The 16,231-nt window shown below is 33.8% G+C and carries 21 protein-coding genes; 18 read left to right on the forward strand and 3 right to left on the reverse strand.

The window, feature by feature from the left end; translation table 11 throughout:
• Positions 1-67 precede the first annotated feature (67 nt).
• From ACE38V_RS12765 to ACE38V_RS12835, 15 genes are all read left to right on the forward strand, one after another.
• Entirely contained in the window at positions 68-421 is a 354-nt protein-coding gene (locus ACE38V_RS12765; protein WP_375841623.1) for a hypothetical protein, read from the forward strand.
• Positions 422-433: 12 nt separating this feature from the next.
• On the forward strand, positions 434-790 hold the full coding sequence (locus ACE38V_RS12770; protein WP_375841624.1) for a hypothetical protein: 357 nt from the start codon (positions 434-436) through the stop codon (positions 788-790).
• 12 nt (positions 791-802) lie between these two features.
• On the forward strand, positions 803-988 hold the full coding sequence (locus ACE38V_RS12775) for a hypothetical protein (RefSeq protein ID WP_375841625.1): 186 nt from the start codon (positions 803-805) through the stop codon (positions 986-988).
• Positions 972-1,412, forward strand: a complete 441-nt coding sequence (locus ACE38V_RS12780) for a hypothetical protein (RefSeq protein ID WP_375841627.1) — start codon at positions 972-974, stop codon at positions 1,410-1,412. The genes ACE38V_RS12775 and ACE38V_RS12780 overlap by 17 nt, the downstream gene beginning before the upstream one ends.
• Before the next feature lie 206 nt (positions 1,413-1,618).
• The gene (locus ACE38V_RS12785; protein ID WP_375841629.1) at positions 1,619-2,602 is read left to right on the forward strand and encodes a phage major capsid protein; all 984 of its coding nucleotides are present in this window, start codon (positions 1,619-1,621) and stop codon (positions 2,600-2,602) included.
• Positions 2,603-2,606: 4 nt separating this feature from the next.
• Positions 2,607-2,786 (forward strand): hypothetical protein, encoded by a 180-nt coding sequence (locus ACE38V_RS12790; RefSeq protein WP_375841631.1) that lies wholly within the window; start codon positions 2,607-2,609, stop codon positions 2,784-2,786.
• 105 nt (positions 2,787-2,891) lie between these two features.
• Positions 2,892-3,179: a hypothetical protein gene (locus ACE38V_RS12795; RefSeq protein ID WP_375841633.1), complete on the forward strand. Its 288-nt coding sequence runs from the start codon at positions 2,892-2,894 to the stop codon at positions 3,177-3,179.
• Entirely contained in the window at positions 3,176-3,433 is a 258-nt protein-coding gene (locus ACE38V_RS12800) for a hypothetical protein (RefSeq protein ID WP_375841636.1), read from the forward strand. Before ACE38V_RS12795 ends, ACE38V_RS12800 begins: the two co-directional genes overlap by 4 nt.
• Positions 3,430-3,573: a hypothetical protein gene (locus tag ACE38V_RS12805; protein ID WP_375841637.1), complete on the forward strand. Its 144-nt coding sequence runs from the start codon at positions 3,430-3,432 to the stop codon at positions 3,571-3,573. The genes ACE38V_RS12800 and ACE38V_RS12805 overlap by 4 nt, the downstream gene beginning before the upstream one ends.
• 51 nt (positions 3,574-3,624) lie before the next feature.
• Complete coding sequence (locus ACE38V_RS12810) at positions 3,625-6,447, forward strand: replication protein (RefSeq protein WP_375841640.1); 2,823 nt, start codon at positions 3,625-3,627, stop codon at positions 6,445-6,447.
• The gene (locus ACE38V_RS12815; RefSeq protein ID WP_375841641.1) at positions 6,444-7,190 is read left to right on the forward strand and encodes a hypothetical protein; all 747 of its coding nucleotides are present in this window, start codon (positions 6,444-6,446) and stop codon (positions 7,188-7,190) included. The genes ACE38V_RS12810 and ACE38V_RS12815 overlap by 4 nt, the downstream gene beginning before the upstream one ends.
• Before the next feature lie 496 nt (positions 7,191-7,686).
• Positions 7,687-7,863 (forward strand): hypothetical protein, encoded by a 177-nt coding sequence (locus ACE38V_RS12820; protein ID WP_375841644.1) that lies wholly within the window; start codon positions 7,687-7,689, stop codon positions 7,861-7,863.
• 454 nt (positions 7,864-8,317) lie between these two features.
• Positions 8,318-9,259 carry a hypothetical protein gene (locus ACE38V_RS12825; RefSeq protein ID WP_375841646.1) on the forward strand — a complete coding sequence of 314 codons (942 nt, stop codon included), beginning with the start codon at positions 8,318-8,320 and terminating at the stop codon, positions 9,257-9,259.
• Positions 9,260-9,544: 285 nt separating this feature from the next.
• The gene (locus ACE38V_RS12830; protein WP_375841648.1) at positions 9,545-9,862 is read left to right on the forward strand and encodes a DUF771 domain-containing protein; all 318 of its coding nucleotides are present in this window, start codon (positions 9,545-9,547) and stop codon (positions 9,860-9,862) included.
• A gap of 64 nt (positions 9,863-9,926) precedes the next feature.
• Positions 9,927-10,070, forward strand: a complete 144-nt coding sequence (locus ACE38V_RS12835; protein WP_375841651.1) for a hypothetical protein — start codon at positions 9,927-9,929, stop codon at positions 10,068-10,070.
• 209 nt (positions 10,071-10,279) lie between these two features.
• Here ACE38V_RS12835 and rpsD read toward each other — a convergent pair whose 3' ends face one another.
• Entirely contained in the window at positions 10,280-10,882 is a 603-nt protein-coding gene (gene rpsD / locus ACE38V_RS12840) for a 30S ribosomal protein S4 (RefSeq protein ID WP_375841652.1), read from the reverse strand.
• A 705-nt stretch (positions 10,883-11,587) separates the two neighbouring features.
• Between rpsD and ACE38V_RS12845 the strand changes: the two genes are divergently transcribed.
• Together ACE38V_RS12845 and ACE38V_RS12850 are read left to right on the forward strand one after the other, a co-directional pair.
• Entirely contained in the window at positions 11,588-13,456 is a 1,869-nt protein-coding gene (locus tag ACE38V_RS12845) for a sensor domain-containing diguanylate cyclase (protein ID WP_375841654.1), read from the forward strand.
• A gap of 139 nt (positions 13,457-13,595) precedes the next feature.
• The gene (locus tag ACE38V_RS12850; RefSeq protein ID WP_375841656.1) at positions 13,596-13,826 is read left to right on the forward strand and encodes a hypothetical protein; all 231 of its coding nucleotides are present in this window, start codon (positions 13,596-13,598) and stop codon (positions 13,824-13,826) included.
• Between the two features lie 144 nt (positions 13,827-13,970).
• Here ACE38V_RS12850 and ACE38V_RS12855 read toward each other — a convergent pair whose 3' ends face one another.
• Entirely contained in the window at positions 13,971-14,450 is a 480-nt protein-coding gene (locus ACE38V_RS12855; protein ID WP_375841657.1) for a GAF domain-containing protein, read from the reverse strand.
• 155 nt (positions 14,451-14,605) lie between these two features.
• Between ACE38V_RS12855 and refZ the strand changes: the two genes are divergently transcribed.
• Positions 14,606-15,244 carry a forespore capture DNA-binding protein RefZ gene (refZ, locus tag ACE38V_RS12860; RefSeq protein ID WP_375841659.1) on the forward strand — a complete coding sequence of 213 codons (639 nt, stop codon included), beginning with the start codon at positions 14,606-14,608 and terminating at the stop codon, positions 15,242-15,244.
• Between the two features lie 30 nt (positions 15,245-15,274).
• Here refZ and hisJ read toward each other — a convergent pair whose 3' ends face one another.
• Positions 15,275-16,069, reverse strand: a complete 795-nt coding sequence (gene hisJ / locus ACE38V_RS12865) for a histidinol-phosphatase HisJ (RefSeq protein ID WP_375841661.1) — start codon at positions 16,067-16,069, stop codon at positions 15,275-15,277.
• Positions 16,070-16,231 lie beyond the last annotated feature (162 nt).

Raw genomic sequence — 16,231 nt, forward strand, 5'->3', positions numbered from 1 at the left:
TTACTCATTACGAGTGAGGACCAACATCATTTTACTCAAACTATATTCTAACATAAGGGTGGTGCCTATGAAAATACTTAACTCATTATCTACAGCAGAAAAAAGGAGGATTCGAAAAGCAGTCATTCCACAATTAGAGCGTTATCGAATTTTAAAGAGTGTAGGGAAAATGAATGAAGAGCAAAAGGCTTTTTGTAGTGAAATTGAGCAAGCAATCGAAATACTACCAGTTATTGAAAAATCCCTCATTACTACACGATACACCAATCCAGAAGCGGAATATATGACCGATTATAAGTTTTATAACAATTATATGAATCCTCCTGTTAGTGAAAAGACATATAACCGAATAAGAGACAATGCAATGTTTAAAATTTCTCTAAGATTAGGTGTTGAAACTGGAGTTGAAATTTCTGTTTGATGGGGGATATGTATGAAGCTATTTAAATCTTTAACCACTTCAGAGAAAAGAAAAATTCGTGAAGCTGTCATACCAGAATTAGAACAGTATCGAATTTTAAGAAGTCTTGAAAATATCAATGATGCTCAGGAAACTTTTTTAAGAAGAATGGAAAAAGCTTTAGAAGGACTGCCAAGTATTGAAAAACTCGTAATTACTAAAAGGTATACCGACAATGACAGTGATTATGTAACAGATTATCAAATGTATAACATTTACATGAATCCACCTGTTTGTGTTGTAACTTACAGCAGCATTAGAGACAGAGCTATGTTTAAGATTGCTCTATTTTTAGAAATAGATACAGGGATTGATTTAAAGGTTTGCTGAGGGGGGATTGATTTGAAAAAGGTTGATCACAACATTATCAAACATGGTTCCTGTGATGGATGCGGTAAAAATTCAATTTATCCATTAAAGAAAATTGAGGTTTTAACCAGGAACGGTTTTAGAGAAATTTGCTTCTGTGAATCCTGTTTCTCTTTCACAAAAGAAAACGGAATGATTAGCAATGCAGAAATACGATAAGATTCTTTCCAAATATTTTTTAGCTGATAAGTATTACAGTGACAAGGCAACAGATATTGAACTAAACCGGCAATGTTTATTAGAAAGTGCCTATACTCGAATGATTTTTACAGATTTGGGAATGGCCGTTACTGGAGCTCATGTTGAAGATATTGTTATTCAAGCACAAGAAATAACTGAAAGAATCTCCAGAATAAAAAACAGTCTGGAAAGAACTAAGCAGTTATTTGAGAAAGCTTTAAAGCTTATAGGTACCAGAGAACGTATTCTTCTCTTTGTTTATTATCGAACAGGAATTACCCTTACCAATAAGTCTGAACTATGCAAAGCAAAGGAAAAAATGATAGATGTTCTTGAGAGAATAAAAGAAAAAGAAGATCTTTCTATCAAAAAGTATTATATGCAGCATGTACTACAAAGCTAATACAGAAAGGGTAAATAAAATGGGTAAAACTTATATGAAAATAGGTGGTCCCCCAGATAATTTAGAAAAGTTGAAGAGCAACCTTAAGCAAAAGAGTGTTGACAAGGAAAAATTATCTCGGATGTTAGCGTGTAAGAGCAAGATGAATAGTTTAAAAAACAAATCAAGACTCAAATGGATTGATTAAAGCTAGGAGGCTGAAGATTTTGGATAAAAATGTTGAACTTAAAAAAAGAGAACTACTTTACAAACTAAAATTAAATAGGGCAATGGAGGCTGATGGAATTATGTTAAATGAAACAAATCGGAGAATTGAATTAAGGAATTTGCTGCAAATACAGGAAGTAAGGGAATTCTATAACAATCTTCAATTATCATTGAGAGCCAATCAAATAATTGGTGGATCACTAGCAGTACCGGAAATGGTTCAAGACAGAATTAGAGGGCTTCTTTCAAAGTATTCAGGACTATATGATGAAGTACAGGTTGTACCGGTTGGAACAGATGGAAGAGTTTTAGTAAGCGTGGGTGAAGCAAAAGCCAAATGGGAAAGTGTAACTACTACACTTGAAGAGTTGCAATCCTCTATAGATTTAATGGAAATGCATGACATAAGATTAGGCGGATATATACCAGTATCAAACGGGACCATAGAAGACAGCTTAATTGACATGGTTATATACCTGGAAGAATTGTTAGCAAAAGCAGTTGCCTATGGCATTGATGATGGAATTATTAATGGAGTTGGTGATCATGAATCAATATTTGAACCAACTGGATTATTAATGAATCTGCCACCTGAAAACATTGTCACAATACCATTTACATTAACAGATATCCTCTCACAGATAAGCTTAATTGATACAGGCAAGAAAGATGATATCGGGGAAGTTGCAGCGGTAATGAAGAGAAAGACTTATTACAAGGATATCATGGCATTGGCAAACAGTTCATTGCCTTATCCAAATATCAATGGTTTACGAGTTAAGTTCTCAGGAGCAGTAAGTGATGACACTCTCATTCTAGGAGATTTCAAAGAGTATATATTAGCTGAAAGAAATGGATTAAGAATCCAACAATCTGAACATCAATTCTTTACAGATGACCTAACAGTATTTAAGGCAGTTGGCAGATATGATGGACAACCACATATTCAAAGGGCATTCGTCAAGATTGTTAAGGGAGCGTAAGTGAATGATAAATAATATTCAGATTGGTAGTGGAAATGTATCGCCTGAATTGAAAGAGAAGTTATTAGAAAAGTATCCATATGCTAATGGGGAAAAAGAAGCATTAAGAGTTGTAGGTAGTATTGATGGAAATTTAGGTGAACGATTAGTTCGATTAGCCAATGAATATTTTGAAATAAAATAAAAAAGTTATCCCCCCCACCTTAACGCAAATTAAAAAATGACTTGGGGACCGGGAGGGGGAACTTTTTCCAATAGCGGCGGTTTTTAGAAAAAAAGGGGAGGGGGTGTGAAGTTTACGACAACCCTAACAAAAGTTTGTACCAACTGCGGAATTGAAAAAGAAGTTTCTGAAAAATATTTTGCCAGGGACAAGCGCAGTAAATACGGTTTTAAATCAACCTGTAAAGAATGCAACAAAATATATCGCAAACAACATTATCAGGATCACAAGAAAGACATTAGAGAAAAGCAAAATAAATATTTACACCAATACTACCAAGAGCATAGAGAGAAAATTTTGGAGTATAAGAAACAGCATTATTTAATCAAGAAAGGAGAGAGCAATTTGTTTTGACTACGGAATCTGATAGATCCATAGAGCATTTACGAGAATTGATTGCAATGAAACGAGCTGGACTTAACGAAGCAGAGCAAGAAATAGATGTTGTTCCTGTACCAGTTGAGATTGAGTTCGTTGAAGAGATACAAGGACCTGAACCAGTAGAAGCATTTCCAGAAAAGCCAGTTCCAATCGAGAATACGGCGAAAGGCAGTCTATTAAAATCTATTATCAGTTTCTTGGGAATGAAAGGAGGTGAAAAGCGATGACAACTTACGTGAATCATAGATCCAAAGAATATTTGGAGCAAAGAGAAGCTGAACTCAAAGAAAAAACAGGGTTGACCAGGTCGCAGCATATTAAGAATCAAAGAAAAAAAGAGCTTTTAAAAAAGTTGAAAAAAATTTAATTTTAACCATTGTTGGCAGTTTGAAAATAAAAAATAAGTGAAGGTGAGAACATGGCCGGAAACATTAAGGGAATCACGATTGAAATTGGTGGCGATACGACTGGTTTAAAAAAGGCCTTGTCTGGAGTAAATAAACAAAGTGAGGATTTGCAGTCTGAATTAAAAAAAGTTGACAGTTTATTGAAATTTAATCCCGGTAACACGGAGTTAATCGCTCAAAAGCAAAAATTATTAGCTGATCAGATTGCTGTTACTTCTGACAAATTAAAAGTCTTAAAAGAAGCACAGGCTCAAGTAGATGCTCAATTTGCATCTGGAAAAATAAATGAAGAGCAATATAGGGCTTTTCAGCGTGAAGTAATTGCTACCACAGGAAAATTAGATGGCTTGAAAAATAAAATGGGAAACCTTGAGGTTGAACAGCAAAGAATTCAAACATCTACACAACAATTAGAAACATTGTTTAAGTCCACAGGAACGAGCGTAGACAATTTTTCTAGTATTCTAGGTAGTAAGTTAACAAATGCGATAAAAAACGGTACAGCGTCCTCTAAACAGCTTGACGATGCCATTAATAAAATTGGTACTGCTGCACTCGGAACGAATGTTGACCTAGATAAGATGAAACAAGCTCTTTCATCCGTGGATGATGGGAATTCTATTAAAAACGTAAAAAAAGAGCTTAACAATCTATCAAAAGAAGCGAATGATACACAGGAATCCATTAAAGGCGTTGGGTCCGAGTTAGGAAGTCTAGTTGGTGGTCTTGCAGCTGGTGGTGGAATCGCAGGTGCACTTGACACGGCTATTGACCGTGCTGATCTAAATGCCAATATAGATATAACATTTGATGTTCCGGAATCGTCTAAGGCTACCATTAAAGACGCTATTAATACAGTGTCGGCTTATGGTGTAGATGCTGAAGCGGCACTTGAAGGCGTTCGTAGGCAATGGGCGATGAATAAAGATGCTAGTGATTCTGTTAATGCATCCGTTGTTAAAGGGGCAGGAGTAGTTGCACATGCTTTTGATGGTGTCGATTTTAATGAATTGATCCAAGAAACAAATGAGGTCGGATCATCATTAAAAATCAGTAATCAGGATGCACTTGCTTTAATCAATAGTTTATTGAAAGCAGGATTTCCTCCTGAACAGTTAGATACGATTGCTGAATATGGAATGCAAATGAAAAATGCTGGATTTTCCGTCAAAGAAATTCAAGCTATTTTTGAAAAAGGAATTAACGTAAAAAGTTGGAATATCGACAACTTAAACGATGGAGTAAAAGAGGCCCGCATTCGTATGGCTGAATTTGGACAATCTGTGCCAAAAGCAATGGATGCATTATTGTCGAAAACCAATATATCATCTGAACAATTGCAAAAATGGGGGCAAGCAGTTGCAAAAGGTGGTGAAGGCGGATCAAAAGCAATGGGAGAAATGTCAAATTGGCTTTCAGGAATTAAGGATAAGACCTTGCAAAATTCCATTGCTACTCAAATATTTGGGACCATGTGGGAAGATCAAGGAACTAACTTAACAACAGTCTTATCAGGTGTGGCTAGTGCAACTGATAAAACGAAGCAAAATCAAGAGCAATTAAATGATGCAACTTCTAAATTAGATCAGAATCCAGCTGTTCAAATGAAAAAAGCTATTGGAGATCTAAAGAATGCATTAGATCCTCTCCTTTCAGCTATTGCTTCAGTAGTTTCTGCAATTGCTGGATGGATACAAAATAATCCAACTCTAGCAGCGACGATTGCAGCTGTTGCAACAACAATAGGTATTCTAGTTGGCGCAGTTATTGGATTAGCTCCTGTATTCACTGCGATTGCAGCTGCTGCAGGTGCTTTCAGTATGAGTATTGGGGCAGTTATAGGAATTATTGCCGGTACCGTAGCAGCTATTGCTGCACTGGTAACTGCAGGTGTTTTAATTTATAAGAATTGGAACGAAATTAGCGCTAAAGCAGTTGAAATATGGAATGGGATAAAAGATTTCCTAAATACCACATTGGAAGGCATAAAATCTTTATCTGAAACTGTATGGAATGCAATTAAATCTACTTCCATTTCTGTCTGGAATGCAATAAAAAGTGCTGTCATAGCAATTGTTACACCATTTATTAATGGGATTTCAAACCTTTTCAATGGGATGAAAAATGGCTTAACTACTATTTTGAATGGGCTGAAACAGTATTTTAGTAACGTTTGGTCATTGATAAAAAATATTTTCCTTGGTGCAGTACTTATTATTATTGATCTTGTCACAGGGAATTTTAAAGCGTTAAAAAGTGACACTCAAGCCATTTTTAATAATATTAAAAGTGCATTGGCTGGAATATGGAGCGGAATTAAAACTGTTTTCTCTAGTGCTCTTTCCGCCATTAAAGGCTATGTAAGTGCTGCATGGTCAAATATAAAATCAATAACTTCTTCAGTATGGAATGGAATAAAAAGTGCGATTAGTAGCGTTGTTATTGGTATTAAATCAGCTGTAAGTAATGGATTTAACGCGATGAAATCAGCCGTCTCTTCAGCTATGAATGGTGTAAAAAGTGCTATTGAAAATGGATGGAATAAGGCAAAATCATTTTTACAAAATATCAATCTCATTTCGATAGGAAAAAACATTATTGACGGCCTTGTGAATGGAATTAAAGGAGCCGCAGGGAAAATTGGTTCTGCTGTAAAAAATATTGCAGATTCCATCCCAGCTAAAATAAGAGATATTCTAGACATTCATTCTCCTTCTAGGGTAATGAAAAAAATAGGGGAAAATCCAATGATTGGATCGAATAAAATAACGAAACGAAGAAGTTTAATAGCATTACAAATAATGAGAAAAACAGAGGATGTTATTTTGATATGACTTTAGTGATGGCTGTTAATGTTGGTGGATCATTTTGTATTACAACTGGTGATACCCGTACCATATATCTACAATCGTATGAATCTGAAGGGAAGTTAGAAATTGATAAAAATATAAATAAAAAAGCTAACGATGCAAAAAAATCTATATTTATAAGCGATTATGTTATGTTTTGTGCAGCTGGTAATTCAGATATTAGTATTTATATTCGAGATGAATTACTAAAAAGGGCGAATCGTAGTACAACTTTAATCAAAAGCACGCTAATTATTGATGATATAGTTAAAGAAATGAAAAAAGAAAAAAATCCACCTTTTTTCTATCGCTTTTTAGATGAACCTGATCGTTTTGCAGTCGTTTTAAACGGATTTAATGACGATGGGGAAAGTGGATTTGCGTATCTAATTTCAGGTTATGAAGAAACTGGATATAGAACTGTTGAAAAAGGGGAATACGACCATATTCTTTTATCTCCATCAGGTGATTACAATGAAAAAAAACAACAACTTCTTGGTAAAGAAATGGCATCAGGTAATATAGGGTTAGTACGTGCATTAAACAGAATGTTTAAAGTCCATACAACAATTTCATATCTCCAACCTAATGAGGTTTCAAGTGAATGTGATTATAAAATTATAGAGTGGAGAAAAAACAAACCGAAACGAAAACAGGGGAAAAAAGATGTATCCTTGTTTTATGAGAAAATGGAATTGTCGGATTACAATTTAAACACTTTAAATTAATTTTATCGAAGAAATTACTTTCAAAAGAAAGGTGTAGACTAATGTTACACCTTTCTTTTACTGTTTTTAGTTTTAATTAGTAGTAAAAGCTGAATTTCTTATTTCAAAGAGTTTCTAATAGGTATAGGTATAGTCGGGTATTTTTTTAATCATCATTTTAATCACTGAACCGTTGATACTATGGAATTTTAAAGATACATAACTATATCCGTTGAACGGACACCCCAAACGGATATACGCAAGCATGCATAGTTTAGTATGTCCGTTGAATTCTTTATATAAAAAAGTCCTCCAAAATTATTCGATTATGAAAAGTTATCGGGTAGAATATTTCAAATTACTGAAAGGGGGATACCGTTCAATGAATGATCCAATGTATGATATAAGATTTCATGTTAGTGAACTTAATCGTTTGGATATACTTTTTTCATTTCACACCAGATGTCATTTTCTTTGAAACCTAGTGGTTCATAAATTTATTGAAGAGGTGATATTAATGAAAACACGAAAGAAATTTATTACCGAAAACACAAAAATAAACATAGATGAGAACGCGTTTAAAGCAAATGCCGAAGAATTGATTTGTGACCTATTTATAGAGTTTGTAAATAACATGTATGAAAGGCCTGTATTAGAAAAAAGGATTAGTTTGGGCACTAAATTAGCCCACTGATAGCGTGAAATTATTTATTATTCCAAGAAACAAAAGCAGCAGTTAAAAGAATTATGTAAAGATGAAGAACTTAGTCGTAAGGAATGGCAAGAGATTATGGGTATGTACATGGATACTTACGTGAGGAAGAATGGAGCGTGGAGGAGAAAGTAAAAAATCATTAATATTAATTTAATTTATTTTAAAGTATTCCCACAGTAGAATTCACTGTGGTTTTTTTAAAATGATAAATTCCTTTTGTTATCCACGGTTCTAATAAATTGATTGCTGTGAGTATCAAGATTATTTCATTGATAAGTTTTTCCAAATTATCACCACCTAATATTTATCATGGCCTTTTTTCATTTAAATTATGCAAAATAAAGAAAACAATGATTCAATTTATTGTCAAACTTTGTAAAAGGTAATTTCCTCCTTTTGTCGAATTATCAATTTATCAAAAGGAGGAGAATAAATGAGATTACGTGTTATGCAAGATATTTTAAAAAGGCATGGTTCAAACCTTAAAGTTAATCATCAAAATGCAAGTGGGCAATATGAAATACTTCAGTTTCCAGAATTATATATGGATTTAAGGGAAATTACAAAATTTGAATTCTTGAATAAGGAAAAATTAAGACTAGAGAATACTGTTGTTTATCATAATAAAAATAGAAAAGTTATTGTAGATAGCAATAATTTAAATGAATTTACAGCTATTGTTAGTGAAATAAATAAAAAAGTAAATACTGTTATTGCTGCAATAGAAGAAGCAATACCTGAGCAAGATGATAATTCTATAAGTATTAAATTGCCCGATTATGTGGACCTTTCTAAAATATCAACATTTATTAAAGATATAAATACAATTTTAAACCAATCACTTGTAGGAGAATATCAAGGAAATGTGAAATTACAGAACTTTGATACAGGTACAAATTGGATAGAAATAGTTCTTAGTAATCCAGATGCAGTGATATATTTCGGACGCATTGTAGGAGTTGCTACTAATCTCTTAAAAAGAGAATTTTTAAAATGGAAACAAGCAGAACATACTATTAGATCTCTAGAAATTGAGAGTAAGGCGAAAGAACTTGTCTTAGAAGGTCTTGAAAATGAATTTAAAGCAAAAGCTGAACTAAATGCTAAGATGTTAGCTGAAAGTGCTAATATTACTCAGAATCAAATTGAGTATCAAGGACAACTTACAAAAAATATTATGAAGTTAACAGAGTTTCTTTCTGTAGGAGCAGAGGTTCATACTGCACTTAATGCACCAACAGAAGTTCAGCAGGCGTATCCTGATGTACAAGAGGCAAAAAAACTCCTTGAAGATTCAATAAAATTACTTACCAGTGGAACAAATAATAATGATGATGACAACATCGAAGATAGTGATTCTTCAGATCAAGAATAATTTAATTTTTTTAAGCATTCCTTCGGGAGTGCTTTTTTAAGTACAAAGGAGATAGTAAAAAATCATACAACCAAATTTGAGTGGAAGGCCTTCTATGATTAGAGTTCAAGTAGATAAAGGAAGTGAAAAACTTATTCATGGAAGAAGTAAAGAATACTTGATGAAAAGTTAGGAAGTTTTTTTGGGGGAGTGAAAACTTTGTGATAGTTCACTTGAATGAGTCAAAACTTTATTAAATAACTTGTGGATTAATGAACAGCCAAGTAATTGAAAGGATGTTTATCAATGCAACAATTAAACGTTAATTTATCGATACAAATTCCTGATGAATATGTAGTGATAACCAAAGTAGAGCTGCAAGAATTGAAAGAGCAATCATTGGCAGGTGTGTTTTGGTCTATGAATGACCTAGAACAACGCATCAATAAAAAACAGGAATGGATTAAGAAAAACATCTTATATCCTTCCAAATTTAGAAAAAAACTAGATTCGGAGAATGGTGGTTTCGTATTTTATCCAAAAAACAAAGGGCAAACTTGGAGCTTCCAAGCTGTAAAAATGGCAAAGTTCCTTGATGAAAATTTTCATTTGATTTTTAAGTAATTTAAAGTCTCGGATTTTAGGTAAGAATGTTTGAGGAGGGATATAAAAATGGAGTGATAAGGTAATGGAACAATTAAAAATTGAATTGACAGAAGAAAAGGTACGTAAACTTAAACCAATTTTTGAAAGCATTTTGTCAAGAAAATATGGGAGGGAGATAAAATTTATTAATTTAACAATTGGTGATATCACCATAACCAACAAATAAAATTTTAATTAGCCAAGTGAAGAAATTATATAGTGTATGCCCACTAAAAATATTCTGAAAAGCTCCCCCAATTATCCCTCAAAACCTCCCCGAATGGTTCATTTTAAATGGTTAATTCTACATAGCACAAACATATAAAAAAACCCTAGAAACGTTGATATAACGCTTTTTCTAGGGTTTTAAATATCGCTATTTACTTCTCATTTCACCTAACGAGAATAGAACTCAACGATTAGAGATTCGTTGATATCAGCCGGTAATTCAGAACGTTCAGGAAGTCTTGTATAAGTTCCTTCTAATTTATCAGCATCAAATGTTAAATAATCAGGTACGAAGTTAGTGACTTCGATCGCTTCTTTGATGATATCAAGGCTACGAGATTTTTCGCGAACACTGATTGTTTGACCAGGAGCTACGCGGTAAGATGGAATATCCACGCGGCTTCCATTTACCAAAATATGCCCATGGTTTACAAGCTGACGTGCTTGACGACGAGTGCGAGCAAGACCTAAACGGTAAACAAGGTTATCTAAACGAGATTCTAAAAGAATCATGAAGTTTTCACCGTGGATACCAGCAAGTTTGCCAGCTCTATCGAATAGGTTACGGAATTGACGTTCGTTTACCCCGTACATATGACGAAGTTTTTGTTTTTCTTGTAATTGTAAACCATATTCAGATAATTTTTTACGTTGGTTTGGACCATGTTGTCCAGGAGCGTAAGGACGCTTTTCTAATTCTTTACCAGTACCGCTAAGAGAAATTCCAAGACGGCGTGATAATTTCCAGCTTGGGCCAGTATAACGAGCCATGAATGACTCCTCCTTATGTTTTTATTTTGAGTAAAATAAAAACCGTGTGACAGCAATCATACTCATTTTGTTTCTAGTACCTTCACCCTAGCAGCAGAGGGTTACGCAATACCCCATCATTAGAAATATCGAATACATCAAGATGAATTCTTTCTAACCATTAAAAAAATAAAATAAATTATTTTATTTCTTCCAATGAGGAACAAAATGAAATATCAAAGTGATTCACATAGGCTGCAATATTTTACACAAAGCATATTATAATATTTTATACATGGGAAAGTCAAGGATATTATTGATTATAGATGAAGTAATTTTTAAAACGCGAAGATATCACATATGATATAATGGTACTAAATATGTTGTGTGATTCTTAAGACCTAAAAATGTACATAAATATGAAAAATATGCCTGATTTATATAATTTTAACATTTTTTTCAAAAAACATATGTGAGATATTTTATAATAGTATTGTCTTTTTGTGGATGAAAACGGGATTTAGGTAAGGAAAATTCAAGTGATGGTTACCATAATTAATGGGTATTATTATATATAAATAATGATTATGTTAAGAATGGAATCTTTTTAATTTTTTCTTAATAATGAAGATACTATCTATATATTTGCTCTTTGCTATCAATATTTAGTCTAGTTGAGGGTAGGTTATGTTGACATTGAGACAGATAAAACAGGTGATGATAGGGATGGATAAACTCAAGGCCCAGCTTATACTTAATTTAAAAAGCCGATTTCTTGATTTAATCAGTATGGAAGACGGCTTATTAAATTATCAATATTTGTTAGAGAAAATGCTGACTAGTATTAAAAATTTAACGGATTCAGAGGAAGTGACTCTTGTATTTTGTAATAGCTCTACAAAAGAAATATATGTAGAAGCTTCAACTGAAAATGAGAAGGATATCATATTTCTTCCTTCTATCGCTTGTAAAGGGTTGTTTGATTTCCTGATCACTGGTCCGATTATGCGGTCCCCCATTTCGATTGTGGGGTTTGAAAGATATGATCTTGTTTTATCACTATTCAAAGAAGATGGATACAATGGATGCTTAGTTTTTCGTTCCAAACATTCCTTCACTCAATTTGATGATTCACTGTTAAAGCAACTGAGCTTAGAATGCAGCAGGTTTTTAAATAAGGTTCAATTTCTCTCTAAGGTTTTATCAGAAGAAAAACGTTATAAGCAGTTGTTTCGTGTAACGGAAAAATTCCACTCATCGATGAATATGGATGTTGTTTTAGGAGAAATCATTAAAACTCTCAAAGAAGTATATCCAACCTTTACCTACTATTTGCTGTTATCACATGACAATAATAATCATTCAAATTTACCTATAAAAGATTTGGAATACGATAGTGAAAATTTAGCTGCTATGCAAGCCTATGTTACAGGCTCGATTCAGTTTGAAGATTCTATCCAAGAAAAGCGCTCAGTGCTTTATGCACCTTTAAAAGGAAAGCAAGGGGTATACGGTGTATTACAAGTTATTACACCAAATACATTGATGTTTCCGGAAGATGAAGTGGAATTTATTACACTTTTAGCCAATACAGCAGGTTCTGCCTTAGAAAATGCCCAGTTGTACCAACAGTCGAAACGATTAATATCGGATCTTCAATTAATTAATGAAACATCACATCGCCTTAATTCAAACCTTCGATTAACGGAAACCATGACCTTTATGGCAGAACAGATCATTAAATCCTTTAATGCCGAGGTCGTTGGGTTTGTTCTTATGTCCAATGGAAGTAAGGATTATATCGTTGTAAATGGTAGCAGTCAATTTTTCTATACTAAAGATGCAAAGAAATATATTACCTATATATATAAGAAAATGGAAGTTGAGCAAGATTCCCTGTTTATAGGCGATTTAAGCCTTAAGGAAGAGGCAGGTGAAGTTCGGTTTAAATCGATTATGGCTGTTCCTATGGTTCAAACTGGTGTGAACGGTTTTGCACTAGTGATGCATCAGGATCCGTATCATTTTTCATTTGATAATTTTAAGTTGCTTCAATCCTTAATCCATCATTCCACACTGGCATTTACAAATGCTATGCTCAGAGAGGAATTAGAGAAAATGGTCATAACCGATCATTTAACCAAGCTTTATTCGCGAAATTATTTAGACACAAATATCCACTTATCAATGGAAAAGGATTTAGAGGGAACCTTTATTTTAATTGACATCGATGATTTTAAATCTGTAAATGATACGTATGGTCATCAGGTGGGAGATGAAGTTCTAATTCAAGTAGCTGATATTATTAAAACGCATATCAGAAAGACAGATATTGGCTCAAGATGGGGTGGGGAGGAACTGGCAATTTATCTTCCTAATACACCATTAAAATATGGAGTTGTCATTGCTGGTCGGCTTGTGGAGGCAGTGTCCGAGTATTCTAATCCTCATGTTACGATTTCTTGTGGGGTTTCATATTGGGAAAAAGATCTGAACGTTTCATTTAAGGGCTTATTTAAAAAGGCTGATACAGCACTATATATTGCAAAAGAATCTGGAAAGAATAAAGTGATTGTTCAAAATGAATTACAATAACAATGGAAGTGGATTTTTTCAAAAATTCATTTCCTATTTGTGGGACATTTTATTTACCATCTAATTGGAATGCTATGACGCACATCAATAATAAGAAAAAAAACTGATTCAGCTTGCATTTATATAAAGAAGGCTTCCTATGACAGGTTATTTTATCAGATTGATTCTGGGATTGTTAATGATTGGAGTAATTTCAGGAATCGCGTATTTTTTCAATATCGACTGGTTAAAAGTAGGAAAACCCGAACATAACCTCTATTTATTATTTATTGTAATAATTGGAGAGTGGGTTGGTATTTTTATAAGGCAAGTAAAAAAAGGAAAAATAATTCTTCAACAACGAGGAAACGAGAATTTTAAGAAATATTGAATAAAATCAAAACGCTTGGTGATGAAGTGAATCCAAGCGTTTTTTGCTGTATTTTATTTATTGCTCATGTTATTTGTCTTTCTTTTACATATTGGATAAAATAGCAATTTCTATGCCGTGTTTAGGCAGTCTGGATAAACCACATTAAAGATAGGGGAGGATTGCCTCAACATATTCCTCTAATTTCTTTTGGTCCACTTCATCAAATCGGCTTTTTTCTGGGGAATCAATGTCAAGCACACCTATGAGCTTTCCTTCCTTTATTAATGGGATGACAATTTCCGATTCAGAAGCAGCATCACAGGCAATATGCCCAGGAAATTGATGGACATCCTCAATCCTTAACGTTTCTTGAAGCATAGCACTCGTTCCACAAACTCCTTTTCCAAGTGGAATTCGAACACAAGCAGGAAGACCTTGGAAAGGTCCTAAGACAAGTTCACCATCCTCCATTAAATAGAATCCAACCCAATTGATGCGATCAAGAAATTGATTTAATAAGGCGGATGCGTTGCTTAAGTTTGCAATTTGATTGCTTTCTCCCTCAAGCAGTGCTTGAGCTTGCTTAATAACAAGATTGTAATTATCTTCACGAGATCCTTGATAAGATTCGACGTTAAACATGATTTTTCACCTAATTCTAGTAAATTTTATTATCTATTCTATCAAAAGAACAAGAAAAAGAGGAGACTTTGTCGAGCTGTTTATAGGAGGAAATATCCTGTAAACCAAGAATGTATTAGAAAAGGCTATTTTTTTACAAAAAAGGAGCAGGAGATATGAGAAAAAACTCAAAAGCTGCGATTGTTGAAGCGGCCATTACGTTATTTAATATTAAAGGTTTCAACGGGACTTCGATTCGTGATATTGCGAAGAAAGCAGGTACGAATGTAGCAAATATTTCTTATTACTTCAATAATAAGAATGGTCTTCTCGAATACTGCTTTACTATTTTTTTCGAAAAGTATCTCCATGAAATAGAAAAGGGGTTTGCAAATCTTGATTCTATTGGGGCTATCGCAACGCTAAAAAAAATGTCCAAAAATATTATCCAATTTCAAAGTCAAAATATTCATTTAACGCGTTTTATTCTAAGGGAGACATCGATTGATTCTCAAGTAATTCGGGAAATCATGTCCACTTATTTTGTAAAAGAAAAGTATTACTTTAAACAAGTGTTTGAGGAGGGAATGGAAACAGGCGAATTCCGTCTGCTCTCCGTTAATTATATGATCATGCAATTAAAAGGATTGATGGCCATGCCTTTTTTAAATAGCCAATATGCTACGGAAGTTTTGCATATATTCCCCAATGAGGAATATTTTGCAAATAAATATTCCATTGAAATTGGTAACTGGATTGATACGTTCATCACAAAACCCTTACCTGCCCAAAAGTTGAAGGTCGTAAACAATTAGATAAACAGGTAATGTGGGGAATGTTGCCTCTTACCAAGTCATTAGCTTCAAGCCTTGTCCTAGTTCCTTGACCTGATGGGCATCTGAACCGTATACAAGGGGGATGCCTAGTTGTTTTGCCTTTTTTGCTACCCATAGAGGTGGATAGGTTTCTCGGCAAAGAGGCTTTGCTGTACCAGCACCATTATAATCAAGCTCATAGCCTTTTGCTTTAATGGCAGAAAGAATTTGCTTTAATTCTGGTCCCAGATCATACGGTACAGGAAATCTCTTTTGAAATTTCTGTACTAATGTAATGTGCCCTATTCTTTTAGGCTTGTGCAATCCTAAATCGGCGGCGATTGACATTTGAAGGGTCTCAAAGTATTTTTTATAGACACTTGCTAGTGAGCCGTAATCCAGTATCATTTTTTGAAAAACTTCAGGACTGTAGTCAATACAATCGTATTGTTCACCATTTTTTAAAAAATGAACAGAAAGAATAGCATCATCGAGATGTTCTCCTACTTCATTAAGAAAGTCTGTAAGATCCTCCTCAAATCCTTCGATAAAATCTACCTCAAGACCGGATAAGATAGTGATTTTATCAGCATATTTTATTTTTAATTCTTCAATTTTGGCAAAATATCTGTTTAACTCTTCCTGTTGCATGGCGCTATCTTGATTGGGCGTTGTATCGGTAAATCCATTTGGTAATGGTGCATGTTCGGTAAAGGTCATTTCACGGAAGCCTAAGGCAATCGCTTTTTCAACGTAAGATTCGAATCGATCATTAGTGCCATGTGGACAAAACGGTGTATGAATATGGCCATCCTTCAAAAACATGATTTATCCCCTCCAAAAAATCAAAAATAGCACTGTCTAAATAGAATAATTACAAAAAAATCGGATTTATTACAAGAAATTGCAAGAAAATGTGAAAATAATAGTCAAAAAATGTCGTTTACATGGTATCATAATTACATTGAAATGAACAATAAATCGCTG

Source organism: Cytobacillus sp. Hz8, assembly GCF_042263505.1.
Taxonomy (GTDB): Bacteria; Bacillota; Bacilli; order Bacillales; family Cytobacillaceae; genus Bacillus_BE.